Genomic DNA, 4,983 nt, shown 5'->3' on the forward strand with positions numbered 1-4,983 from the left:
ACCCTGACCTGGATTTACGCCGACCGGATCACGGCCGACCCCAAGCGCCGCCATATCGTCAAGGGACGGACCAGTTTCGCCTTCTCCGATGTCCGCAAACTGATTGCAGATGAAGCACTCTCCGACCATTTTCTGGGACTTTGGCCCCATCTCTGCCAACCCCCTCATAAATCATTCACGCAGATGCTCATGCGTATGGTGGCGTAACATGCGGCGACCTATTCCTCATGAAAATCGGTGAAACTTCAGGTTAAGTATATTCCAAATCCTAAATGAGATGTTTTATAAAAATAAACTTAAAATATGTTTTAACGTGAAAGCCTATCAATTTGGGCTTATCTATAAATTTCTCAGCAGATCTTTTGCCATCCAGTGCTATACCCACGAAGCGCACCTTGGAGCCCAGATTTTGATGGAGTTGTCTTGGCAACGGCTTTTGCACAAGACTGTTCCGGTATCGAACAAAAAAGAGCGGCAATTAATACGGCGTTAAAAATTCGTTGAATGATTTCCATATCATTTCCAGCCGAATTGGCTCAAGGCCATCATCATCATTCTTCCGCGTCCGTAAGCAAATCATCCATGTTTGCGTCATCTGCTTCCAGGCATTCCAAAATCGGACACGCATGATGCTGGTTGGGATATTCTTGTTGGCAATCCTGAATTAGACGGGCCAATACGATTTCCAGTCTTCGCAAAGCCTGAATTTTTGCAAGCACCGCAGATTGTTTGATTTTTGCCTGATGCAGTACTGCACCACAGGCTTGGGTTTTGTTGGTCTGCAACAGAAGGGGTTCACGCGCTTCTTTTAAGGTAAAGCCAAGCTTTTGGGCGTGCTTGATAAACCGAATGCGGGCAATAGTCTCCTCGGGATACCGACGGGATCCAAGATGCGGCTTCTTGGGCTGCACGATAAGACCTTCCCGTTCATAATAGCGTACCGTTTCGACATGGACACCGGCAGCACTGGCCACTTCGCCAATACGATAACCTTGTCGATGAGATGGCTCAGTCATGACACATTTCCTTGCAGAAGGTGAAAATTCTGCTGAAAACCGGTTCGTTCATGACTCGAGACTGGAGCGGGAATTCTCTCAATAAATTTTGCAGCCCTCTTTCCATGTGATCCTGACGCATGATGGCTTTCCTTATCCGTTAGCCGGCACAACAGGACAATTGCTTGACATCCTTGGTAAATGTCTGGGCACAGAGTTTCAGTCCTTCCACCATGGTCAAATAGGGGAACAATTGATCCGCCAAATCCTGGAAGCGCAATCCACCCCGTAGAGCCAATGCCGCAGACTGGACAATTTCACCACCCTCAGCAGCCAGAATCTGCGCCCCCAATAATTTTCCAGTGGGTTCGTCCACTACCAGCTTGATAAATCCTCGGGTGTCAAAATTCGCCAAGGCTCTGGGGACATTGTCCAGACTCAGGGTGCGGCTGATGGTTTTGATCCCCCGCTTTTCAGCCGCCTTTTCATCCAGTCCAACCGTAGCCACTTGCGGATCTGTAAAAACCACAGACGGCATGGCACTTAGATCCAGTGCGGCATCGCCTCCTAACATGTTGACGGCGGCACGTGTGCCCCCCGCAGCGGCGACATACACGAACTGAGGATGCGTAGTGCAGTCTCCTGCCGCAAAAATGTGGGAAACGCTCGTACGCATGTGGTCATCAACCAGGATGGCACCAAACTCGTTGGTGGCAACTCCAAGGAATTCCAATCCCAAATCCTGCGTATTGGGTTGGCGACCCGTTGCCACCAGCAACTGATCTGCACGGAGCCGCTCCGAATCAATCTGGATCTCGAACTGCCCATTATTATGGTGCACGCTTTCTGGAACCGTCTGCTGAAGCACCCGGATACCTTCTTCTGCAAAGACAGTCTGTAAACCCGCGCCTAGTGCTGGATCTTCCCTGGATAACAAGGTACTGCGTGCCAGAATAGTGACCTCTGCACCCAGTCTGCGGAAAGCCTGTGCCAACTCTACAGCCACCACCGAAGCACCCAATACCACCAGATGCCGGGGTATTTCTTCGGCGACAAGTGCTTCTGTCGACGTCCAGTAGGGAGTCTGGTTCAATCCGTGTATTCGAGGCACATGGGGATGCGCACCAACAGCAATAAGAATGCGATCTCCCCGAACGGACTGCTCTTTTCCGTCGTCTGTGCGCACGACAATAGTATGGGCATCGGCGAATCGAGCGGTTCCCTGGAGCAGGGTAATCTCTGGATGAGAAGCGAGTACGTTGACGTATTTTTCGTTGCGGAGTTCGTCCACACGCTGCTGCTGCTGCGCCACCAGTGCCACACGTTCCACCGTAGGCTCACAATGGCCCAGTCCCTGGAATGGGTGTGCGCGCTGCCAATGTGCCATTTGCGCCGCGCGGATCATGATTTTGGACGGAACGCAGCCAATATTGACGCAGGTTCCCCCCAACGTCCCTTTTTCGATCATCGTAACGCGCGCGCCACCATCAACACAGCGGATCGCCGCAGCGAAGGCTCCCGATCCAGATCCCAGAACAATCACGTGTAATTTTTCTGCTGCAGGCGCATCGACACGAGTGCTTCGGTCGTGTAGGTCTGCGTCCACCTTGGCGACCTGTGCGCCGTAACCGCTCTTGACGACAGCCGCAGTGAGCACGGAATCAGCAACGTCGTCGGCTACCTCCACCTCCGCATAACCTTCAGGAAAGAAAACGTTTGCTTTGTCGACACCGGCGACGTCCTTAAGGGCTTTTTCTACGGTCAAAGCGCAGTGCGTACATGTCATCCCGAGTATGTTCAACTGAATGGTTTTTTTCATCGTGATACTCCTTGTATTCGTAATTCAATACGCGAATCAAGCATGCGCCAAAGAAGCCGGATACCCAATATTCCTAAAGGTTTTCAGGAGAACAGACGGGCTCACTTTTTTGGCATCATAGGTCACCGTCACCGTCCTTTTCATGTCATCAATATGGATATGCTGCACACCCGGGATGCGATGCAGTGCAATATAAATAGCCGTTTCACAGGCCTTATCCCCACAGCTCATTGACGGCACGCTGAATACCGACGTAACAGAAGCTGCCTGCACGACAGCAGCAGAAGAAGGCGTGCCAGCCCACGCGAAAGACATAGCGAGCACGCCACTTGCCAGCAGTGAAAGCGCAGATATTAACACCAGATTTTTTCCTGAATTTATCTTTATGTGCATTTTAGTCTCCTTGAGTTCATTGCAATTTAAAAGAACTACATCAACAAGCCGGGCAACACATGCGGCAATGCCAGAAAGACAATAACCAAAACGGTACCCGCCCATAAAAGAGGGGATTGCCAACGGCCCAATCGTCCAACCATCGAACACGAACTACAGGCCAGCGCCTTTTTTTCGCGATAATTCTGAACGTGGGCGTATCCCAAAAAGAGCAACACGACCACATCCAGGTAAGGGGCGTAAGGATCAAGCACCCGCAAGTTAGCCATCCATGCGCCGCCTACACCAGCCCCACAATCAGCAATAGCGGCAAGACACAGCAAGCGGAAGCCAGGAAACCCACTACGACCGCTACTAACAACCCCCATAGCCCCTTTGGTCGGACATTCTGCATATTCGAGTTATTGGTGGCGCAGCCAGATCCCTGTGGATCCGATTTACTGACCTTAGTATTCATAACGTCTGAACCTCCACTCACCTGGATAGAAGCGTTCTTCAACATGTCTACTAAGGACTATAGATGCCGTAGCATAGTACGGTGTCAAGCATGACCTCCATTTCAGGGTAGAGGCCTCGGGTCGCTGGTCCGCAGGTTCCACCTTTGACGTGGAGATCGGTAGTGATGTTGAAGTACTACTCCACGGGGATCATCTATGGCTGGGTATCGATCTACTTCCCCGAAATCATCAGGAAATGATTTTCTATCACCTGCTGCTGAAACTGAGCTTCAAAAGGATAATAGACCCTGGGTTTTTTACCCCAGCCAGATTCAGTTTATGAATCACATTGAATTTTCACAGCAATGTATCGGCCAGATAAAGCAATTTATGGCCTAGCTCCAGGCACTGGTGATACTCAACTTGGATAACTGCTTTGGGCCATTTGCTTTCCGCTGCTGAATGACCGCTTTCAGTCTGCAATTGCAACAATTACCGTCATCCGATAGCTGTTCATCTGACAGATTATACAGACCTTCAATACCAGGATCCGCAGCATGACTTCGGTGGGATAGGACGTGCGGCCACCCATCGGCCGATGGGTGGCGCCATATACCTGCGCTGCTAGTGCCGTAAAATCGATATGGCAGCCAATCCGCAGAAGTGGATTTCAACTGACCCTGTTCCGATGGTGCAGATCTGCGGAAAACAGGTCGGTTTTGATCGCGCTTTTTCTGGGCTTCATCGGTCATATCCTTTTCCTTCCAACTGTTTATCTTTTATCATATACAATCGAAATAGAGAGTTTTTTCGATATGCACAAAAAAATAGTAACATGATCATGGATTGCAAAAATCGCAATAAAGAGGATCCGCCCATTCCTGATCTGTGCATTTTATTTCCCTGTGTTCTCCACATTTTTGACATGCGTATAAATCCATATAAAATATTTTGGTAGGTCCATTGCAGTTCTTGCAAGGCAATCCTGGAAAGCGCTCGATTACAGTAAATCCGGGAGTTCCGCAGCCAGGACAACAGGATTGCATTTTTATGAGCAAATCTTTTGTTGCCTTGGCAATCATTTCCATCCTCATCGGATTGGCGTAAGCCCGACCATCTGTTTCAATAAAAGCATATCCTGTAGTGGATTTGTTAATCGCATCATGGAATATTTTTTCATAGAGATCCCAACTGGTTATGTTTTTTATTATCCTGTTATCACTTTCATGAGGCTCCTCGCTACTTGGAGTGGATACGAGGGTACGGTAGTCTTAGGGCATTGCTGATCTAGGGAAGGTTAATGATGGACGAAGACAAGCTGTTTACCYTAGATCAGCAA

5 protein-coding genes and 2 pseudogenes are annotated in these 4,983 nt (G+C 49.5%); 1 reads left to right on the forward strand and 6 read right to left on the reverse strand.

Annotation, left to right across the window (positions count from 1 at the left end):
- The coding region (locus tag H7F08_RS14810; RefSeq protein ID WP_193640964.1) for a hypothetical protein at positions 1–207 on the forward strand (207 nt) is incomplete at its 5' end.
- A gap of 344 nt (positions 208–551) precedes the next feature.
- On the opposite strand, the gene H7F08_RS14815 is transcribed toward H7F08_RS14810, so the two are convergent.
- The 6 genes and pseudogenes from H7F08_RS14815 to H7F08_RS15780 all read right to left on the reverse strand — a co-directional run.
- Complete coding sequence (locus H7F08_RS14815; RefSeq protein WP_193640965.1) at positions 552–1,016, reverse strand: MerR family transcriptional regulator; 465 nt, start codon at positions 1,014–1,016, stop codon at positions 552–554.
- A 139-nt stretch (positions 1,017–1,155) separates the two neighbouring features.
- Positions 1,156–2,814 (reverse strand): mercury(II) reductase, encoded by a 1,659-nt coding sequence (gene merA, locus H7F08_RS14820; protein WP_031573302.1) that lies wholly within the window; start codon positions 2,812–2,814, stop codon positions 1,156–1,158.
- Positions 2,815–2,850: 36 nt separating this feature from the next.
- Positions 2,851–3,207, reverse strand: coding sequence for a heavy-metal-associated domain-containing protein (locus H7F08_RS14825; protein WP_065973417.1), 357 nt, complete (start codon positions 3,205–3,207; stop codon positions 2,851–2,853).
- Positions 3,208–3,242: 35 nt separating this feature from the next.
- The gene (locus tag H7F08_RS14830; protein ID WP_226831041.1) at positions 3,243–3,575 is read right to left on the reverse strand and encodes a mercuric transporter MerT family protein; all 333 of its coding nucleotides are present in this window, start codon (positions 3,573–3,575) and stop codon (positions 3,243–3,245) included.
- Between the two features lie 575 nt (positions 3,576–4,150).
- Positions 4,151–4,389, reverse strand: a pseudogene (locus tag H7F08_RS15605) (transposase); the annotation flags it as partial.
- A gap of 94 nt (positions 4,390–4,483) precedes the next feature.
- Positions 4,484–4,858, reverse strand: a pseudogene (locus tag H7F08_RS15780) (DUF6671 family protein); the annotation flags it as partial.
- Between the last annotated feature and the right edge of the window lie 125 nt (positions 4,859–4,983).

The sequence above is a fragment of the Acidithiobacillus sp. HP-11 genome (assembly GCF_015100075.1).
In the GTDB taxonomy this organism is placed as follows: Bacteria; Pseudomonadota; Gammaproteobacteria; order Acidithiobacillales; family Acidithiobacillaceae; genus Acidithiobacillus; species Acidithiobacillus thiooxidans.